The following is a 16,792-nucleotide window of genomic DNA, read 5'->3' on the forward strand; positions in this document are numbered from 1 at the left end:
GCCGCCACGGACATCACTCCTGGGCGTCGTCCATCTTCAGCACGCCATCCTCGAAGATGTTCAGCTTCTGGCGCAGCTCCCGCGGCTGCATCGGCGCCTGGGCACTGTCGCCCTCGGCAGGCGCTGCCGGTGCCGCGGCGCCCGGCGGGGCCGGCTCGGCGGGTGTCGGCGCCGGGGGCGCGCTCTGCTCGCCCTCGATGTCACGCTGTGCCTTCTTGGTCAGGACGATGATATCGATGCGGCGGTTGACCGGGTTGAACGGGTCCTTGCGGTCGAACAGCGACGACGAGGCATAACCGACCACCCGCGCCACCTGGTCGTCCGGGTACCCGCCGGCCACCAACGCCCGGCGCGCTGCGTTAGCGCGGCTGGCGGACAGCTCCCAGTTGCCGAACTCGCCGGTACCGGCGTAAGGCTTGGCATCGGTATGGCCACTGATGCTGATCTTGTTCGGTACTGCCTTGATGGTGTCGGCCATGGCCAACAGGATGTCTTCGAAATAAGGCTGCAGGCGCGCGCTGCCCAGGTCGAACATCGGCCGGTTCTCGGCATCCATGATCTGGATACGCAGGCCGTCCTGGGTGATCTCGAACAGGATCTGGTCCTTGAACTTCTGCAGCTGGGGGTTTTCCTCGACCTTGTTCTGCAGTTCCTGCAGCAACAGCTCCAGGCGCTCCCGCTCGACCTGGTCGGCCAAAGTCTCGACTTGGTCCTTGTCCAGCTGGATGCTGGTGTTCGGCGTCGGCTCGGACTTTTCCTCGGGGTTGATGGTCTTCTCCGGCGCCAGCTGCGGCGAGCCGCCCAGGTCGATGACGTAGGGTGTGCCGCTCTCTGAGAAGCCGATCGGGTCCTTGAAGTAGCCGGCGATGGCGATCTTCTGCTCGGGCGTTGCCGTGGACAGCAGCCAGAGCACCAGGAAGAACGCCATCATCGCCGTGGCGAAGTCGGCGAAGGCGATCTTCCAGGCACCGCCATGGTGGCCGTCGCCAAAGCGTTTGACGCGCTTGACGATGATGGGCTGGTTGTTTTCCATGGCTTAGCGACCGCGGACCGCTTGTTCCAGCTCGGCGAAGCTGGGGCGGTGCTTGGGGTACAACACCTTGCGACCAAATTCCACCGCCAGCGATGGCGGCATACCGGAAGCTGAGGCCACCAACGAAGCCTTGATGGCTTCGTACACATTGAGCTCTTCCTTGGCATCATGACGCAGGGCATTGGCCAGCGGGCCGAAGAAACCATAGGCAGCGAGAATACCGAAGAAGGTCCCCACCAGTGCCGCACCTACGTGCAGGCCGATGGATTTCTGGTCACCGTCGCCCAGCGAAGCCATCGTGACCACGATCCCCAGTACCGCCGCAACGATACCGAACCCTGGCATACCGTCGGCAATGCCGGTCACCGCATGGGAAGGGTGCTCGAGCTCTTCCTTCATGTTCAGCAGCTCCATGTCGAACAGCCCTTCGAGCTCATGGGGCGCCATGTTGCCGGTGGACATGATGCGCAGGTAGTCGCAGATGAACGCCGTCATGCGCTCGTCGCCCAGCACGGCTGGGTACTTGGCGAAGATCGGGCTGGCTGCAGGCTCTTCGATGTCGCCCTCGATGGCCATCATGCCTTCGCGACGGCTCTTGTTGAGGATCTCGTAGACCAGGCCCAGCACCTCCAGGTAGAAGGTGTGGGTGAAACGGGTGCCGAACATCTTCAGCGACTTCTTGATCACATGCATGGTCATGTGACCGGGGTTGGCCTGAAGGAACGCCCCGAAGGCCGCACCGCCGATGATCAGCACTTCGAACGGCTGGATCAATGCCGCGATCTTGCCGTGGGAAAGTACGTATCCGCCGAGCACGCTCGCGAATACGACGATGATGCCGATAATTTTAGCCATAGGTTTAGGGCACTTGCTGTCGTGGTCGGGATGAAGGACGGGAGCTTTGAAACTCTTCTTCTACTTATCGGCAGAACTGCGCCAGACTATAGCCACAAATAACGAAAAGCCAGTTTGGACTGATGTCAAAATGCCAATGGACGCTAAGGTGCAAAGCCAGATTCCGCGTACGCTCGATGCCTGGGTTAAGCTGCTCGACGGCATTCGCCTACCGGTGCCCAAGGAGAGCCATGACCGGGTGTTGTCGGCCATCAACGACAGCCGCCGCTCGTTGCGGGACATCGCCGAACTGATGCAAGACAGCCCCGCCTTGGTGCTGTCGGTGATGCGCGAAGCCAACCACCCGGCCAACGCCAGCCAGGCCGAGCCCGCCGAAAGCCTGGAAATCGCCCTCAACCGTCTGGGCCTGGCGCGCAGCGCCAGCCTGCTGGCACGCCTGCCCGCGGTGCCGGGCCAGGACATCCCCCCGGTACTGCGCCAGTTCCTGCTGATCAGCCAGCACGCCGCGCAACAGGCCAGCGGCCTGTTCGCCAGCCGCCTGGCGCGGCTGTGGCAGGAGATCCACTGGGGCAGCCTGCTGTTCCTGTCGCCGCTGTGGCCCATGGCCCAGGCCTTTCCCAAGCTGCTCGATACCTGGGAGCTGCGGGTCATCCACAAAAGTGAGGACGCCGCCGAAGTCGAGCACGCACTGTTCGGCGTGCGCATCATGCAGCTGTGCCAGGCCGTTGCCGAACACTGGCGCCTGCCGGAATGGGTGACCCAGGGCTATCGCCTGCTGCTCGACGAACGCGAGCAACTGGCCCAGGTGCTGGCTATCGCCCGTGAGCAGGACAGCCTCACCCAGCAGCAACGCCTGGACGACGAACCCGGATTACGCCGCTGGTTCAACCAGCCGGCCAATACCGTGCTGCTGGCCAACGGCCTGGCGCTGGCCGCCCAGGTGGGCTGGGACAACCCGCACCTGCTGCGCTGGCAACTGCTGACCGCCCTGTACCTGCAGACATCACTCGACGATGTGCAACAACAGGTCCACCAGCAAGCCGCCGCCAGCGCCCGCCACCATGCCCGTCATGCCCTGTTCCACCCTGCCGAGGCGCTGATCTGGCCCTGGCAGCAACGCCGGCCGCACCCGGACATGCTCGAGCCGCCACCGCCCACCAGCCAGGACCTGGCGCATTGGCGCACGCTCTGTGGCGAACTGCTGGCCCAGCCCAGCCCGTTCGGCACAAGCCTGCACCTGAGCACCCTGGCCCGCGACGCCCTGCTGGCCTGCGGCATGCAACGGGTGATCCTGCTGACCCTGGACAAAGGCACCGAATCCCTGCGCGTGCAACAGACCGCCGGCCTGCCGAAGGAAGCCGCAGCCCTGGTGCTGCCACTGGCGGGCAGCAAGTTGCTGCAGCGCCTGATGACCCAGACGGCGCAACTGCGCCTGACTCCAGACAACCACGCCCGGTTCTCGGCCTTGCTGCCAGCCCCGCTGTGGGCGGCTATCGGCAGCGAGCATGTGCTGTTGCGTTCGCTGGCGGTCAATGGCCAAGTGGTGATGCTGGTGATCGCCGACCAGGGCGGCAAACCCCTTGCCGACGTCAGCGTGCAAGCCTTCGGCAAGACCGCGCAATGCACCGAGCGCGCCCTGGCCGCCTTTGCCAACCGCAACGCCTGAGCCTTGCGCTACAATCGCTCACTCAATTCCACCCTGGAGACCGTGGATGACTGACTTTTCCGGCTTGCCCCTGGTGATCGAACCGGCCGACCTGCTGCCGCGCCTGGGTTCGCCACAGCTGATCCTGGTCGACCTGACCAGCGCCAACCGCTATGGCAGTGGGCACGTCCCCGGAGCGCGTTTCGTCGACCCCAAGCGCACCCAGCTGGGCCAGCCCCCCGCGCCAGGCCTGCTGCCGGCCCGCGCCGATCTGGAAAAGCTCTTCGGCGAGCTCGGCCACCGCGACGATGCGGTCTACGTGGTGTACGACGATGAGGGCGGTGGCTGGGCCGGGCGCTTCATCTGGCTGCTCGATGTCATCGGGCACAAGGGCTACCACTACCTCAACGGTGGCATCCAGGCCTGGCCGGCAGACAAGCTCTCCACCGATGTACCCGCCAACGTCGGCGGCCCGGTCAGCCTGCAAGTGCACCCGGAGCCCACCGCCACCCGCGAATACGTGCAAAGCCGCCTGGGCGCTGCCGACCTGGCCATCTGGGACGCCCGCAGCCCAGGCGAGTACCGCGGCGAGAAGGTGCTGGCGGCCAAGGGTGGGCATATCCCTGGCGCGGTCAACTTCGAGTGGACCGCCGGCATGGATCTGAACGACCACCTACGCATCCGCCAGGACATGCCAGAGATCCTCCAGCAATTGGGCATCACCCCGGACAAGGAAGTGATCACCCACTGCCAGACCCACCACCGTTCCGGCTTCACCTACCTGGTGGCCAAGGCCCTGGGCTACCCGCGGGTCAAGGCCTACGCCGGCTCCTGGGGCGAATGGGGCAACCACCCGGACACGCCTGTAGAAGTTTGAATTTCCAAGGAAACCCAATGAAATCCCGCTTGTTCATCATCAGCCAGTACCTGCTGCCGCACCACCTGCTGTCGCGGCTGGCCGGCTGCGTCGCCGAATGCCGCGCGCGCTGGTTCAAGAATGCCTTCACCGCCTGGTTCGCCAAGCGCTACCAGGTGAACATGTCCGAGGCGCTGGTCGAGGACCTGACCGCCTACGAGCACTTCAACGCCTTCTTCACTCGCGCCCTCAAGCCAGGCGCACGCCCGCTGGACGAAACCCCGGGGGCCATCCTCTGCCCGGCCGACGGTGCAGTCAGCCAGCTCGGCCCGATCGAGCATGGCCGCATCTTCCAGGCCAAGGGCCACAGCTTCAGCGCCCTGGAGCTGCTGGGCGGCGACCCGCTGATGGCTGCGCCGTTCATGGGCGGGGAGTTCGCTACCATCTACCTGTCGCCCAAGGACTACCACCGCGTGCACATGCCGCTGGCCGGTACCCTGCGCGAAATGGTCTATGTGCCGGGGCGGTTGTTCTCGGTCAACCAGACCACCGCCGAGAACGTGCCCGAGCTGTTCGCTCGTAACGAGCGGGTGGTGTGCCTGTTCGATACCGAACGCGGGCCGATGGCTGTGGTGCTGGTCGGGGCGATGATCGTCGCGTCGATCGAAACGGTGTGGGCCGGCCTGGTCACACCACCCAAGCGTGAAGTGAAGACCTTCCGCTACGACGAAGGCAGCCGTGCACCGATCCACCTGGAAAAAGGCGCGGAACTGGGCCGCTTCAAGCTGGGATCGACTGCCATCGTCCTGTTCGGGCCCGAGCAGGTGAAGTGGGCCGAGAGCCTGGGCGCAGGTTCGGCGGTGCGCATGGGTGAGTTGCTGGCGCAGCCTGCCCAGGGCTAAGTGCTTGGTGCGAGGGTTTCGGCGCCCGTGAAATCGAGCGCCGCGCGCGGCGCTCGATTTCAAATCGCCGAAGTCCTCCCGCCGAACCTTCAGCTACGGGCGTCGCGATCGCGCATGCCCAGCAGATACAGCACACCGTCCAGCCCCAGGGTCGAAATCGCCTGCTTGGCCGACTGGCGCACCAGCGGCTTGGCACGGAACGCCACGCCCAGGCCGGCCAGGGACAGCATCGGCAGGTCGTTGGCGCCATCGCCCACGGCGATGGTCTGCTCCAGCTGCAAGCCCTCTTCGCCAGCCAACTGCTGCAGCAGCTCGGCCTTGCGTTGGGCATCGACGATCGGCTCGACCGCAACGCCGGTCACCTTGCCGTCGACCACTTCCAGCTCGTTGGCGAATACATAGTCGATGCCCAGGCGCGCCTGCACCTGCTTGGCGAAATAAGAGAAACCACCGGAGAGGATGGCCGTCTTGTAGCCCAGGCGCTTGAGTTCGGCGAACAGGTGCTCGGCCCCCTCGGTCAGGCGCAGGGAAGCGCCGATCTCGTCCAGCACACCAACGTCCAACCCCTTGAGCAGGGCCATGCGCTCCTTGAAGCTGGCACGGAAATCCAGCTCGCCACGCATGGCGCGCTCGGTGATCGCTGCCACCTGCTCGCCCACCCCGGCAGCCTTGGCCAGCTCATCGATCACCTCGGCCTCGATCAGCGTCGAATCCATGTCGAATACCGCCAGGCGGCGATTGCGGCGGAACAGGTCGTCTTTCTGGAAAGCGATGTCGATGTCCAGCGCCTCGGCCAAGGCGAAGAAGTCGGCGCGCAGGGCCTGGGCGTCGCTCGGTTCGCCACGCACGGAAATCTCGAGGCTGGCCTTGCTCTTCTCGACCGGAGCATCCAGCGCCACACGCGAGGACAGGCGCTCGATGCGCTCGATGGTCAGGCCGTACTGGCTGATCACCGCGCTCACCCGCTGCAGCTGCTCGGGCGTCACCTTGCGGCTGAGCAGGGTGACGATATGGCGCGCCTCGCCCTGGCTGTCGGCCCAATGTTGGTAGTCGGCCTCGGAGATCGGCGTGTAGCGGGCCTGCAGGTTCAGCTCGTGGGCCTTGGCCTGCACGCTCTGCAGCAGGTTGGTGGCCACTTCGTTGTCCGGAATGTCGACCAGGATGCCGAAAGACAAGGTACCGTGCATCACTGCCAGGCCGATGTCGAGAATGTTCACACCGCCCTGGACCAGGACGCCGGTAAGGGCCGCGGTAAGACCTGGACGGTCTTCACCAGTGATGTTGATCAGGACGATTTCGCGCAAGACCGGGCTCCGACTTCGATGAAAAATGCGCATTCTACCGATTTTCCGTGATGATCGGGCACCATCGATACTTTGCCGACAAAACACGGCTCGCTATACTGCGCAACACCTTTTTCGCCATAAAGAGCCGCGCTCTGTGAACCGGCCCACGCCCGTCAAACCTGATAATTTCTTCGTGATGATCTTCCGAGCCCTCAGCCAGCGTCGCGTTCCCCTGGCCCTGCGCATCGCCAGCACCAATATATTCCTGGTGGCCCTGGCGCTGGTGATCTATGCCTGCGTCATGGGCCTGCAGTTCCGGCAGGCCATGCACGAACAGGCAGACGCCCTCGGCCAGAGCCTGACCATCCAGACCGCCACTTCGGCGACCGAGCTGCTGGTGTCCAACGACATCCTCAGCCTCAACGTGCTGCTGGGCAACCTGGTGAAGAACCCGCTGGTGGCCCATGCGGCAATCTACAGCGTGGACAACCGCATCCTCGCCGAGGCCGGCCAGCGGCCGAAGAACAGCCTGCTGGGCGAGGCCGAAGGGCTCTACCAGACCAAGATCACTTTCCAGGACGTGACCGCCGGGCAGTTGCGCATCAGCCTGGACATGACCCAGTTCCGCCAGCCGATGACCATCAGCCTGCAGAGCATGGGCATCCTGGGTGCAATCCTGCTGGCCTTGGCGTTGGCCCTGAGCCTGCGCCTGGGGCGCCACATTTCCACGCCGCTGCTGCAGCTGCGTGTGTGGCTGCGCGACCCGCACCACTACACCCCTGGCACCGACCGCCACGACGAAATCGGCGATCTGGCCCGCCAGTTGCACAACCGCCTCGCCCCGCCGCCGCCGGAGCCTGAGGAAGTGGAAGAGGACGATTTCGATGTGGACGAGGTGGATGAGCACGCCGCCGCGCCCAAGCCGCTGGCGAAAGCCAAGGCCACGACCACCGATGACGAAGACGACGATGCCTTCGCCGACCTGATCGACACCGAGCAGAGCCCGGCCAAAGCGGCGGCGGTCGAGTCGGACGAACCGCAGTACAGCGCCGTGCTGGCTGTGCAACTGGGCTCCCAGGAGCAACTGCGCCGCCTGCCACGCACCCGCCTGACCGAACTGCTGGAGCGCTACCGCGACTGCCTGGAGCAGGCGGCTTCGCTGTACGAAGGCGAAACCCACACGCTCAAGGATGGCAGCACGCTGTTGCTGTTCCATAGCCGCAACTGTGGCGAAGACTACCTGACCAACGCCATCTGCTGCGGCGAGCTGCTGCGCGCCCTGGGCCATGCCCTGCAGATCGAGGTGGCCGACAGCGGCATCACCCTGCAGCTGCAACTGGGCCTGACCCTGGGTGACGACCTGCAAGGCCTGGAGCAGGTCGACCTGCTGATGGCGGAAAAGGCCCAGGACGCCCTGGCGCTCTCCCAACACAGCCGCAACCTGCTGCTGGTGGAACGCAAGATCAGCGACGACACCCTGATCCGCCAGCGTGCCCGCATCCGCCCGATCGCCAGCCCCGAAGGCGCCTGCTGCGTCGAGCGCCTGATGGAGCCCTATCCCTCCATGCTCGAACGCCAGCTGGCACGGATGCACGAACGCCGGGCCTGACAGGAACATCCGCCAGCGCGGCCCCTCCTGTAGGAGCGGCCTTGCGCCGCGATGGGCCGCAAAGCGGCCCCAAAACCTGTGAATTCAATGTACCTATGCCAACGAGGCGCCTGGTTTACGGCCGCTTCGCGCCCGATCGCGGCGCAAGGCCGCTCCTACAGGGGGCCTGTATAAGCCAAAAAAAAGCCCGCATCGCTGCGGGCTTTTTTTGTGTCCGGTCAGAACCGGTAGACCTCCATGTCGGTCCGAATGGGCGAAGCCATGGGGATCTTCGGCTTCTCTGGCCCTTTCTTGACCTGGGTCGGTGCGGACTTCTTTGGTGGCGCTTCCTCGGCGATGGCCGGCTGGTTGGCCAGCGGCTTGAGCGCTGTGCTGAGCTGCTCGGCCAGTTTCTGCAGCAGTTGCCCCTGGGCCTGCACCTGTGACGACTCGGAGCCCTCGTGCGGTTGCTCCAGGTGCACGATGCGGTTGTCCCGCACCTTGCCGCGGCGATCGAGCAGGCGCCATTGGGCGTCCAGGATCGCCGGCTGGTTGCGGCCGGAGTCCAGGCGGGTGATCGACAGCAACACCTGCACGTCCGGCGAGAAGCCGGCGGTGGCCGGTGCCAGGACGACGCGCTGGCTGTCCAGGCGCCAGGCGAGCTGGCGCACCAGCAGTTGGTCGATGTCCGCCGAAAGGCTGCCCGCCCAACGACCGTCGGTCGCCGATGTCAGGCTGCCGTCAGGCTGACGCTGCAGGAAGGTTTCACGCTGAAGGTAATCGGCTACCGATACCGGGCCGAGTACGACGGCCATGCCGGCACTCTGCGAGGGCTGGCCTGGGTCACCACTGTCCAGCTGATACAAGGCCACCGGCTGATGCATGCTGCATCCGCTCAGTCCCAGCAGACCCGTCATCAACAGCGCAAATGGAAGGCGCAGAAATTTCATTCATCCCATCCAAGCGGTCGCCCCGAGGCAAACCGCAGTGATACTCATGTAGATTCTTGCAGGCACACAGCCACGCTGGCGCCGCAAGGGCACTATCATCCGCGAAATAACCGTCCGACTCCAGCATTTCTGCCTGGAATGACGCTGAAATTGCCGCTCCAGACAGACAGCCGGTTCACTCGGGGCGTTCCACCGCCATGCCATCGACCCGCTGGAAGCCGCGTGGCAGCTTGCTGCCGCGCCGGCCCCGCTCACCTTTATAGTGCTCAAGGTCATCGGGCTTGAGAGACAGAGTACGCTTGCCAGCCTGCAATACAAGCGTCGCGCCCTCACCCACGACGGCAAGATCGGTGACGTATTCTTCCCGGTTGGCGACCCGGTCCCCGGGTACGCCGATGATCTTGTTGCCCTTGCCCTTGCCCAGCTGCGGCAGGTCGCTGACCTTGAAGATCAACAAGCGACCCTCGGTGGTCACGGCTGCCAACCAGTCTTGCTCACGGTCGGCGACCGGCCGTGGCGTCATTACCTTGGCGCCGTTGGGCAAGCTGAGCAGGCCCTTGCCGGCCTTGTTCTTGGCCTGCAGGTCCTCGCCCTTGACCACGAAACCATAGCCGGCATCCGACGCCACCACATAGAGCGCGTCATCTTCGGGCAGCAGCACGCAGTCGAAGGTCGCCCCTGGCGGCGGCGCCAATCGACCGGTCAATGGTTCGCCCTGGCCCCGCGCCGATGGCAGGCTGTGGGCGGCCAGCGAGTAGCTGCGCCCGGTGGAGTCGATGAACACGGCAAACTGGTTGGAGCGACCGACGGCAGCGCCTTTGAAGCCATCCCCGGCTTTGTAGGAAAGCCCGGTGGCATCGATATCGTGACCCTTGGCACAGCGTACCCAGCCCTTTTCCGACAAGACGACGGTGACCGGCTCGGTCGGCATCAGCTCGTTTTCCGACAAGGCCTTGGCCTCGGCACGCTCGACGATCGGCGAACGGCGGTCGTCGCCGTAGGTCTCGGCATCCTTGATCAGCTCGCTGCGTACCAGCTTGCGCAGCTTGGCGTCGCTGCCCAACAGGGCCAGCAGCTTGGCCTGTTCCTTGAGCAGTTCGTCCTGCTCGCCGCGAATCTTCATTTCCTCCAGGCGCGCCAACTGGCGCAGGCGCGTCTCGAGGATGTAGTCGGCCTGGATCTCGGTCAGCTCGAAGCGGGCGATCAGCGCCTGCTTGGGGTGGTCTTCGGTGCGGATGATGTGGATCACTTCATCCAGGTTGAGGAAGGCGGTGAGCAAGCCTTCCAACAAGTGCAGGCGTTTCTCGACCTTGTCCAGGCGGTGCTGCAGACGGCGGCGCACGGTGCCGATGCGGAACTGCAGCCACTCTTGCAGCAGCGCACGCAGGTTCTTGAGCTGTGGGCGCCCATCGAGGCCGATGATGTTGACGTTGACCCGGTAGCTGCTTTCAAGGTCGGTGGTGGCGAACAGGTGCTGCATCAGCTCGTCGGCATCCACACGGTTCGAGCGCGGGATGATGACGATGCGGCACGGGTTCTCGTGGTCGGACTCATCGCGCAGGTCAGCGACCATCGGCAGCTTCTTGGCCTGCATTTGCGCGGCGATCTGCTCCAACACCTTGGCCCCGGAGACCTGGTGCGGCAGCGCGGTGACAACGATGTCGCCATCCTCGACCCGGTACACGGCACGCATGCGGATCGAGCCGCGGCCGCTCTCGTAGAGCTTGAGGATTTCGGCTCGCGGCGTGACGATCTCGGCCTCGGTCGGGTAGTCCGGGCCCTGGATGTGCTCGCACAGTTGCTCGATGGTGGCCTTGGGCTCATCCAGCAGGCGCACGCAAGCACTGGCGACTTCCCGCAGGTTGTGCGGCGGCACGTCGGTGGCCATGCCCACCGCGATACCGGTGGTGCCATTGAGCAGGATATTCGGCAGGCGCGCCGGCAGTACGGCCGGCTCCTGCAAAGTGCCGTCGAAGTTCGGCACCCAGTCGACGGTGCCCTGGCCCAGCTCGCTGAGCAGCACCTCGGAATAGCGCGACAGGCGCGCCTCGGTGTAACGCATGGCGGCGAACGACTTGGGATCGTCCGGCGCACCCCAGTTGCCCTGGCCGTCGACCAGGGTATAGCGGTAGCTGAACGGCTGGGCCATCAGCACCATGGCCTCGTAGCAGGCCGAGTCGCCGTGGGGGTGGAACTTGCCGAGCACGTCGCCGACGGTACGCGCCGACTTCTTGTGCTTGGCGTCGGCATCGAGCCCCAACTCGCTCATGGCATAGACGATGCGTCGCTGCACCGGCTTCAGGCCGTCGCCGATATGCGGCAAGGCACGGTCCATGATCACGTACATGGAATAGTTGAGGTAGGCCTGTTCGGTGAAGTCAGCCAGGGAACGGCGTTCGACGCCTTCGAGACTGAGTTCCAGTGAGTCGCTCATGCGGGCCTCGTCATTTCAAGTTCTGGCGCAGCAGCAAGGTACCGCCACGCTGGGTAAATTCAAGTTGTTTCAGGGCGCTCATGCCCAGCAGCACCTGCTCGCCATCGAGGCCGGGAACCACCAGTGCGCGCACGTCGCGCAGGTGGATATCGCCCAGCTGCAGGTCGCTCAGACGCGTGCGGTAGCCTTGGGTGCGGCCGTTGGCGGTGCTGAGGATCACCGGCGCGCCGGGCTGCAGGTCGAGGTCGCGGGCCAACGACTCGGGGATTGCCACATCGGTGGCCCCGGTGTCCAGCATGAAACGGACGCTGCGGCCGTCGATCGCGCCGTCGGCGATGAAATGACCCTGGCCATTGCTCAGCAGGCGCACCTCGATGAAGCCTTCGCCGTGCTCGGACTGCACCTGGGTATTGGGGTTCTGCTGACGCTCTTCCCATTGGCCGAAGAAGCGCGTGGCGAGGAACATCGCCCCCGCCCAGGCCACCACCAGCAGGACACGCCCCGCACGCTTGCCTGGCGGTTGGCTCACGGCTTGGCGCTCCAGCCGCCCTCAGGGGCTGCGAACCGCCATACGATCGGGCGCCTCTCGCCATCGGCGCGGTCACCGCTGTTGTTGTCCAGGCCGATCCAGGCGCCGGAGGCATCGATGACCAGAGCCTCGGCCAGGCCGTACGGCTGGTCGTAGCGACGCTCGTCGACCAGCGCATCGGCAGCGAACGACCAGCAGCGCTCGACCTTGCCGCTGTCGGTGTCGCGACGGCAGATGCGGTAGGCATTGCGCTCGAGGGTGAACAGCTTGCCTTCGTACCAGGCCAGGTCGGAGAAGTCGCGCGACATGGCCTGGGGCTCGGGCATCTGCGGCGGCTGCATCTCGACCCCGGCTTCGCTGAGCAGCACGCAGCGGCGCCCGCAATTCCACACCGACTGCTGGCGCTCGATGGCGACCAGGCCGCGCCGTTCACGCTCGGCAGCCAGCCACAGGCGGTTGCCCGCCGGGTTGATCGCCAGGCCCTCGAACAAGGCGTTGAAATGCAACAGCATGCCACTGGCGCGGGCCTGTCGGACCATGGACGGGTCGATGTGTAGCCATTCAGGCTCGCCCTCGACAGGCACTTGCAGCACCGCCGCATGGGCTTCGCTGACCAAGTAGAAATTGCCGGCCTGATCGCACGTTATGCCTTCGAAGTCCAGCTCACCGCCGCGAATGTAGGACACCGCCCAGTTACGCGAGCGCAACCCCCACGGCAGGCCGCTCTGCGGCACCGGCGGCGGGGTGAAGGTCAGCGGCTGGGCACGCCATACTTCGCCCTGCTGGTCGAGGCGGTAGATGCGGTCATCGTCGCGGTCGGACACCGTCCACAACGCGCCACGGCACCAGGCCAGGCCCGAGAGGTTGCCGCCGCGCATGCCTTCGACCGGGTACTCTGCACCGAGCTTGAGCTCCGGCCAACTGCCCGCCTGGCTCGGCAGCGCCAACAAGGCCAGGCAAACGGTAGCCAGCAGGCGGATCAAACCAGAACCTCGGCGAGGTTACCCTTGGTTTCCAGCCAACTCTTGCGGTCGCCGGCGCGCTTCTTGGCCAGCAGCATGTCCATGATCTCGGTGGTGCCTTGCACATCGTCCAGGGTCAGCTGCACCAGACGCCGGGTATTCGGGTCCATAGTGGTTTCGCGCAGCTGCGGCGGGTTCATCTCGCCCAGGCCCTTGAATCGGGTGACCTGCGGCTTGCCACGCTTCTTCTCGGCGACCAGGCGGTCGAGGATGCCATCGCGCTCGGCTTCGTCCAGGGCGTAGTAGATCTCCTTGCCCAGGTCGATGCGGTACAGCGGCGGCATGGCCACGTAAACGTGGCCGGCCTCCACCAGCGGGCGGAAGTGCTGGACGAACAGTGCGCACAGCAGGGTGGCGATGTGCAGCCCGTCGGAGTCGGCGTCGGCCAGGATGCAGATCTTGCCGTAACGCAGTTGCGAGAGGTCGGCAGCACCCGGGTCGACACCGATGGCCACGGCGATGTTGTGCACTTCCTGGCTGGCCAACACCTCACCGCCATCGACCTCCCAGGTGTTGAGGATCTTCCCGCGCAGCGGCAGGATGGCCTGGTACTCCTTGTCCCGTGCCTGCTTGGCCGAGCCGCCGGCCGAGTCACCCTCGACCAGGAACAGCTCGGCGCGCATCGGGTCCTGCCCCGCGCAATCGGCCAGCTTGCCCGGCAGCGCCGGGCCTTGGGTGATGCGCTTGCGCTCGACCTTCTTGCTCGCCTTCAGGCGCCGGCCGGCGTTGCTGATGGCCAGCTCCGCCAGTTGCATGCCCAGCTCCGGGTGAGCGTTGAGCCACAGGCTGAAGGCATCCTTGACCACACCGGAGACGAACGCCGCCGCCTCGCGGGACGACAGACGCTCCTTGGTCTGGCCAGAGAATTGCGGTTCCTGCATTTTCATCGACAGCACGAAGGTGATGCGTTCCCACACATCCTCCGGCGCCAGCTTGACGCCTCGCGGCAGCAGGTTGCGGAACTCGCAGAACTCGCGCATCGCATCCAGCAGGCCCTGGCGCAGGCCATTGACGTGGGTACCGCCCTGGGCGGTAGGGATCAGGTTGACGTAGCTCTCCTGGACACTGTCGCCGCCTTCCGGCAGCCACAGCAGGGCCCAGTCCACGGCTTCCTTGTTGCCGGCCAGGCTGCCGCAGAACGGCTCGTCGGGCAGGCGCAGGAACTCGCTGACCGAGTCGACCAGGTAGGAGCGCAGGCCGTCTTCGTAATGCCACTCGACCTTCTCGCCGCTGGCCTTGTCCTCGAAGCTGACCAGCAGGCCTGGGCAGAGCACGGCCTTGGCCTTGAGCACATGCTTGAGTCGGCTGATGGAGAACTTGGCCGAGTCGAAGTACTTGGGGTCGGGGCTGAAGTACACGCTGGTACCGGTGTTGCGCTTACCAACCGTACCGACCACCTCCAGCTCGCTGGCCTTGAAGCCATCGGCGAAGGTCATCTGGTATTCGTTGCCATCGCGCTTGACCCGCACACGGACCTGGGTCGACAGGGCGTTGACCACCGAGATACCGACGCCATGCAGGCCGCCGGAGAACTGGTAGTTCTTGTTGGAGAACTTGCCGCCGGCATGCAGCTTGGTGAGGATCAGCTCGACCCCGGACACGCCCTCTTCGGGGTGGATGTCCACCGGCATGCCGCGACCGTCGTCGCACACTTCCAGGGAATGGTCGGCATGAAGGATCACCTGCACCGAGCGGGCATGGCCAGCCAGGGCTTCGTCGACACTGTTGTCGATGACTTCCTGGGCCAGGTGGTTCGGCCGGCTGGTATCGGTGTACATGCCCGGCCGCTTGCGGACCGGGTCAAGGCCCGAGAGGACTTCGATGGCGTCTGCGTTATAGGCGCTAGCGCTGGGATTGGCCATGGGGTCTCGTCGTCAGTCTGGTGAATGCAAAAAGATCAAAATACAGAAAAATCGAGCGTCGCATACTGCCCGCGGGCGATGCCGGCGAAGGCCAGCAGGGACGGCAGGCGTTCGGCGAAGCCTTGGAAGCTGTGGTCGCCGCCGGCCTGGATACGCAAGGCACAGGCTTGGTAATAGCGTTCGGCGTGACGATAGTCCAGGGTTTCGTCGGCGGTCTGCAACCATACCTGGTAGCGGCTGGCGTCCTGAGGCGGCGGTACTTCGAGTTCGGCCAGGGCCTGAACATGGTCCAGGGTCAGTTCCCAGGTCTCGTCGGTGTACAGGTTGCGCTGGGAGCCCAGGTAGCCATCGAACAGCCGGTGTGGCCCGACTGCCGGGTTGATCAGCAGGGCCTTCAGACCATGGCGCTCGGCCAGGTAGGTGGCATAGTAGCCACCGAGCGAGCTTCCCACCAGCAAAGGGGCATCGAGCTCGGCGATGGCCGCTTCCAGCTGGGCAATGGCCTGACGCGGGTGATGATGCAAGGCCGGCACGCGCAGGCGTTCGGCCAGGCCCAGAGCCTGCATCACTGCCTCGAGCTGACGCGCTTTCTTCGACAGCGGCGAGCTGTTGAAGCCATGGATATAAAGGATGGAACCCGACATGCTGCTCCCGGAATCTGCGGCTTCGCGCCCGCTGAGGCGGGCGCAGGGACGCGCAGTGTAGCGCGTTCACCGGGTTTTGGCGCCGCACAAGGGTTTTAGCAACATATTCGTCACGGCCGAAGGGCCGCTTCGCGCCCCATCGCGGGACAAGCCCGCTCCCACACGAATCACCGCCAAGCCTGTGGGAGATATCTTAACCCTTTGGGCTGCGCTGTCGCGCAAAGAACAGGTAGCTAGCGCTGGCCCCCTGTGGGAGCGGGCTTGTCCCGCGATGGGCCTTTGCAGGTCCCTCAGTACCCCGGGCTGTCGAAGTCCAGCTTCACCTCGAAATCCCGCGCCCGCTCGACACCCGTTTCCACCCGCCCGTCGCCATGCAGGCGCAGCCAGCGATAACCCGGCTGCTCTTCGCTGACCTGGAAATCCTCGCTGCGGGCCGCGAACTGGATGCAGGTCGATGGCGTGGCCAGCAGGCGAACGCCATCACGCCGCTCATCCCACGGCTGGTGGATATGCCCCCAGAGCACAGCCTTGACCTGTGGATAACCGCGCAGGCACGCCCACAGTTCATCAGCATTGCGCAACCCGATCGGCGCGATCCAGGCACAACCGATATCCACCGGCTGATGGTGCAGGCACACCAGGCAATGCCGCTCACCGGCACCGGCCAGCGCCTGATCCAGAATGGCCAGCTGGTCCTCGGCCAGCCAACCATGGGTGGCGTCGGGCACGTTCGAGTTGAGCATGACGATGCGCCAGGCACCCAGGTCGGTCACCGCCTGCACCAGGTCGCTACCCTGCGCGACCTCGGCCATCACCCGGGCCTCGTCATGATTGCCCGGCAACCATCGGCTCGGTGCGCCAAGCGAGGCGCTCAACTGGCGGAAGGCTTCGTAGGAGGCGACGCTGCCATCCTGGGAAAGGTCGCCCGTGCACAGCAGCAGGTCGATGCGCCGCTGCTCGCGTCGTACCTGCTCGACCACATGACGCAGGCTGTCGCGGGTATTCATGCCCAACAAGGTGCCGCCAGGGGTGGCGAACAGATGGGCATCGGTCAGTTGCACCACATGAAGCGGCGCCGGGTCTTGGGCGTGATTGGGCTGCGGCACGGGCCGTCTCCTCGAGCGGATTCAGCGCGATTATCGGCTGCCTGCGCGCGCCGGGCAAAGGGCCTTGCCCGACCGGCGTC

14 protein-coding genes are annotated in these 16,792 nt (G+C 65.2%); 4 read left to right on the forward strand and 10 right to left on the reverse strand.

Annotation, left to right across the window (positions count from 1 at the left end; all coding sequences use genetic code 11):
- Positions 1-13: 13 nt before the first annotated feature.
- A complete protein-coding gene (motB, locus tag IRZ56_RS11620) occupies positions 14-1,033 on the reverse strand; it encodes a flagellar motor protein MotB (RefSeq protein WP_196145064.1) in 1,020 nt (339 codons plus the stop codon).
- 3 nt (positions 1,034-1,036) lie between these two features.
- Positions 1,037-1,888, reverse strand: coding sequence for a flagellar motor stator protein MotA (gene motA / locus IRZ56_RS11625; RefSeq protein ID WP_196145065.1), 852 nt, complete (start codon positions 1,886-1,888; stop codon positions 1,037-1,039).
- Positions 1,889-2,018: 130 nt separating this feature from the next.
- Here motA and IRZ56_RS11630 point away from each other — a divergent pair, with 130 nt between their 5' ends.
- The 3 genes from IRZ56_RS11630 to asd are packed head-to-tail and all read left to right on the forward strand — an operon-like array spanning position 2,019 to position 5,291.
- Positions 2,019-3,554, forward strand: coding sequence for an HDOD domain-containing protein (locus tag IRZ56_RS11630; RefSeq protein WP_196145066.1), 1,536 nt, complete (start codon positions 2,019-2,021; stop codon positions 3,552-3,554).
- A gap of 46 nt (positions 3,555-3,600) precedes the next feature.
- Positions 3,601-4,410 (forward strand): rhodanese-like domain-containing protein, encoded by an 810-nt coding sequence (locus tag IRZ56_RS11635; protein WP_196145067.1) that lies wholly within the window; start codon positions 3,601-3,603, stop codon positions 4,408-4,410.
- Positions 4,411-4,427: 17 nt separating this feature from the next.
- A complete protein-coding gene (gene asd, locus IRZ56_RS11640) occupies positions 4,428-5,291 on the forward strand; it encodes an archaetidylserine decarboxylase (RefSeq protein ID WP_196145068.1) in 864 nt (287 codons plus the stop codon).
- Between the two features lie 89 nt (positions 5,292-5,380).
- Here the strand turns inward: asd and serB are convergent, their stop codons facing one another.
- Positions 5,381-6,595, reverse strand: coding sequence for a phosphoserine phosphatase SerB (gene serB, locus IRZ56_RS11645; RefSeq protein ID WP_196145069.1), 1,215 nt, complete (start codon positions 6,593-6,595; stop codon positions 5,381-5,383).
- A 136-nt stretch (positions 6,596-6,731) separates the two neighbouring features.
- Between serB and IRZ56_RS11650 the strand changes: the two genes are divergently transcribed.
- Positions 6,732-8,186 (forward strand): histidine kinase, encoded by a 1,455-nt coding sequence (locus tag IRZ56_RS11650; RefSeq protein ID WP_196145070.1) that lies wholly within the window; start codon positions 6,732-6,734, stop codon positions 8,184-8,186.
- A 218-nt stretch (positions 8,187-8,404) separates the two neighbouring features.
- Here IRZ56_RS11650 and IRZ56_RS11655 read toward each other — a convergent pair whose 3' ends face one another.
- From IRZ56_RS11655 to cpdA, 7 genes are all read right to left on the reverse strand, one after another.
- Positions 8,405-9,115, reverse strand: coding sequence for a PqiC family protein (locus IRZ56_RS11655; protein WP_196145071.1), 711 nt, complete (start codon positions 9,113-9,115; stop codon positions 8,405-8,407).
- Positions 9,116-9,290: 175 nt separating this feature from the next.
- Positions 9,291-11,549 carry a DNA topoisomerase IV subunit A gene (gene parC, locus IRZ56_RS11660; protein WP_196145072.1) on the reverse strand — a complete coding sequence of 753 codons (2,259 nt, stop codon included), beginning with the start codon at positions 11,547-11,549 and terminating at the stop codon, positions 9,291-9,293.
- 10 nt (positions 11,550-11,559) lie between these two features.
- The gene (locus IRZ56_RS11665; protein ID WP_196145073.1) at positions 11,560-12,078 is read right to left on the reverse strand and encodes a retropepsin-like aspartic protease family protein; all 519 of its coding nucleotides are present in this window, start codon (positions 12,076-12,078) and stop codon (positions 11,560-11,562) included.
- Positions 12,075-13,061, reverse strand: a complete 987-nt coding sequence (locus IRZ56_RS11670; RefSeq protein ID WP_196145074.1) for an esterase-like activity of phytase family protein — start codon at positions 13,059-13,061, stop codon at positions 12,075-12,077. Before IRZ56_RS11670 ends, IRZ56_RS11665 begins: the two co-directional genes overlap by 4 nt.
- Positions 13,058-14,962, reverse strand: coding sequence for a DNA topoisomerase IV subunit B (gene parE, locus IRZ56_RS11675; RefSeq protein ID WP_196145075.1), 1,905 nt, complete (start codon positions 14,960-14,962; stop codon positions 13,058-13,060). Before parE ends, IRZ56_RS11670 begins: the two co-directional genes overlap by 4 nt.
- A 35-nt stretch (positions 14,963-14,997) precedes the next feature.
- Positions 14,998-15,606 carry a YqiA/YcfP family alpha/beta fold hydrolase gene (locus IRZ56_RS11680; RefSeq protein WP_196145076.1) on the reverse strand — a complete coding sequence of 203 codons (609 nt, stop codon included), beginning with the start codon at positions 15,604-15,606 and terminating at the stop codon, positions 14,998-15,000.
- A 290-nt stretch (positions 15,607-15,896) separates the two neighbouring features.
- Complete coding sequence (gene cpdA / locus IRZ56_RS11685) at positions 15,897-16,712, reverse strand: 3',5'-cyclic-AMP phosphodiesterase (protein WP_196145077.1); 816 nt, start codon at positions 16,710-16,712, stop codon at positions 15,897-15,899.
- Positions 16,713-16,792: the final 80 nt, after the last annotated feature.

This window comes from Pseudomonas guariconensis (genome assembly GCF_015680235.1).
In the GTDB taxonomy this organism is placed as follows: domain Bacteria; phylum Pseudomonadota; class Gammaproteobacteria; order Pseudomonadales; family Pseudomonadaceae; genus Aquipseudomonas; species Aquipseudomonas guariconensis_A.

Excerpts from the sequence above, each read along its gene's own strand:
- motB (WP_196145064.1), bottom strand. The coding sequence starts at position 1,033 with ATGGAAAACAACCAGCCCATCATCGTCAAGCGCGTCAAACGCTTTGGC.
- motA (WP_196145065.1), bottom strand. The coding sequence starts at position 1,888 with ATGGCTAAAATTATCGGCATCATCGTCGTATTCGCGAGCGTGCTCGGC.
- IRZ56_RS11655 (WP_196145071.1), bottom strand. The coding sequence starts at position 9,115 with ATGAAATTTCTGCGCCTTCCATTTGCGCTGTTGATGACGGGTCTGCTG.
- IRZ56_RS11680 (WP_196145076.1), bottom strand. The coding sequence starts at position 15,606 with ATGTCGGGTTCCATCCTTTATATCCATGGCTTCAACAGCTCGCCGCTG.
- IRZ56_RS11630 (WP_196145066.1), top strand. The coding sequence starts at position 2,019 with ATGCCAATGGACGCTAAGGTGCAAAGCCAGATTCCGCGTACGCTCGAT.
- parC (WP_196145072.1), bottom strand. The coding sequence starts at position 11,549 with ATGAGCGACTCACTGGAACTCAGTCTCGAAGGCGTCGAACGCCGTTCC.
- parE (WP_196145075.1), bottom strand. The coding sequence starts at position 14,962 with ATGGCCAATCCCAGCGCTAGCGCCTATAACGCAGACGCCATCGAAGTC.
- IRZ56_RS11635 (WP_196145067.1), top strand. The coding sequence starts at position 3,601 with ATGACTGACTTTTCCGGCTTGCCCCTGGTGATCGAACCGGCCGACCTG.
- asd (WP_196145068.1), top strand. The coding sequence starts at position 4,428 with ATGAAATCCCGCTTGTTCATCATCAGCCAGTACCTGCTGCCGCACCAC.